We start from the raw sequence: 1,814 nt of genomic DNA on the forward strand, positions 1-1,814 counted from the left end.
KAYCYATGATTCATTGAGACAAAATGGTGCCGGGTGAGGGATTTGAACCCCCGACCTTCGGTTTACAAAACCAGTGGGATTCTCCTCTAACTATTTGATTAACGTTGGTTTTACTGGCTTTAACCGAAGTCCACATCCGGCTTTCTATCCGGGTATCACGTTACAAACAGGAAGATATGGGCCCGCACTTGAGGGAGACACTCGCACAGAGCGTCTCCTTCGAGCCAATTACTCGATGAACCCTACCTCAAATTTTGACTTCCCAGCGAGCGACTGCAGGTTGGCATCCTCGGGATAAGATTTCAGGAGCGGCAAGAAAACAGAGCCTCCTATGATGCTCCTACCGTCAGCGTCCTTGGGACGTAGCCCCCAGACATCCTGATACGTCATCGGAACCAGCTTTCCGTTAAAGACCTTGTTGCCGATATACATCATGATGTGACCGGGAATATGGATGAGAGTCGTGAACGGCTTGCCGTTTTTCACGAGATAATCGATCCGCGCGTCGACATCCGACTTCGCCAGGTCGATCTTCCGGGACGTTGCATCGATCTGTGCCAATGAATTCCGGGGCATGAATATGCCGAAGGGGAGAAGCAGACTACGAAGCTCTGCAGAGCAATCGTTATAGAAGTTATAGTTCCCCCAACCATATGGGCGGTTGACCAGAGACTGCATCAGCTTGGCCAAGTTACGCCGATTCATCGGGATAGGCATGGAGGAGAACGTCTGATCGGTATCCTCATACCACTCTATCTGTGCTTCGCCGCTCATGTTGCTCACGGGTATTGCCACCAAGACTCCCGACGAATTGGCGTTCATGAATGGCAGCACCGTTCCGATGCGCGCGGTAAAACGGAATGCGTGCTTCTTATAGATCGATACTGGCTGAGACGTGAACGCGCCTAGATGCGCGTCTGCCATCTTGAGCCAGGTGTTGACGAAGGCGGCGGAAGCGTCGGCAATATCCTCGTAGTGCACCCAACCGGTTACCTCCGGCGAGATGACATATCTCCATCGATGATCCTGGCTCACGGCCAGCGTGTAGATCGGCGTCCCAGGTCGAATCGAGGACATCTGGAAGTTATCGAACGGATATCCTTCGCCAGCCTTACGAGGATCGTTGTAGGCAGGATCGTCAGTGGGAAGAACTCTGACTAGGCTTTCCCGCGTGACGATGCCGCGGTTAGCAGCGTCGTACGTGCTGCCGATTCTCACTTCCGCGTTGTCGCGCAATGCGCTCTTCCACGCTTCGTCGTGAGTGCGGAAATTCTGACCCCACGTGTTCTTCGTGGTGCCAAGATAAGCGTCGATGCCCCAGTCCCGCGTATTTTCGACACTCGAGGAAAGGATTTTTCTGATATAAAATGGGTTCCAGGGCGATGAGCCTTCGAGATCCATCCCATAATAATGAGCCTTTAGCGCCGCAAAATACCGCTCCTGCGTTGCCATATCGACGATAGGCGCGTCCTTATCGACATCCGTCAGAACCCACTTGTCCACCGATTGGGGATAGTTCTCCATCGGAAAAGTCGATTTCGTGGGATCAATATAATAGGGGTCTGGTTGTGAAGMCTCTCGAGCCATCCGCCTCGGAACATTCTGACAGGATGAAAGATAGAGTGGAGCAATCAGACAAAAGAATCTCAACAATTTAAACGTTAATATTCTCTTCCCGATATACCCCCATGAAACTATCACCTATAATACAGTCGGAAAATATAACGGATCTAATGATTACGCAATTCCATAAAACCCACTCGAATTCAGAATACGTTATTCGATTTGACCGAAGATCTATTCCTTACTCCGGC

At 50.9% G+C, this 1,814-nt stretch carries 1 protein-coding gene; it reads right to left on the bottom strand.

Annotation, left to right across the window (positions count from 1 at the left end; all coding sequences use genetic code 11):
• Window positions 1–228 precede the first annotated feature (228 nt).
• Window positions 229–1,524, bottom strand: a complete 1,296-nt coding sequence (locus C0V97_RS16795) for an SH3 domain-containing protein (protein ID WP_408860496.1) — start codon at window positions 1,522–1,524, stop codon at window positions 229–231.
• Window positions 1,525–1,814 lie beyond the last annotated feature (290 nt).

The organism is Asaia sp. W19 (assembly GCF_003994335.1).
Taxonomy (GTDB): domain Bacteria; phylum Pseudomonadota; class Alphaproteobacteria; order Acetobacterales; family Acetobacteraceae; genus Asaia.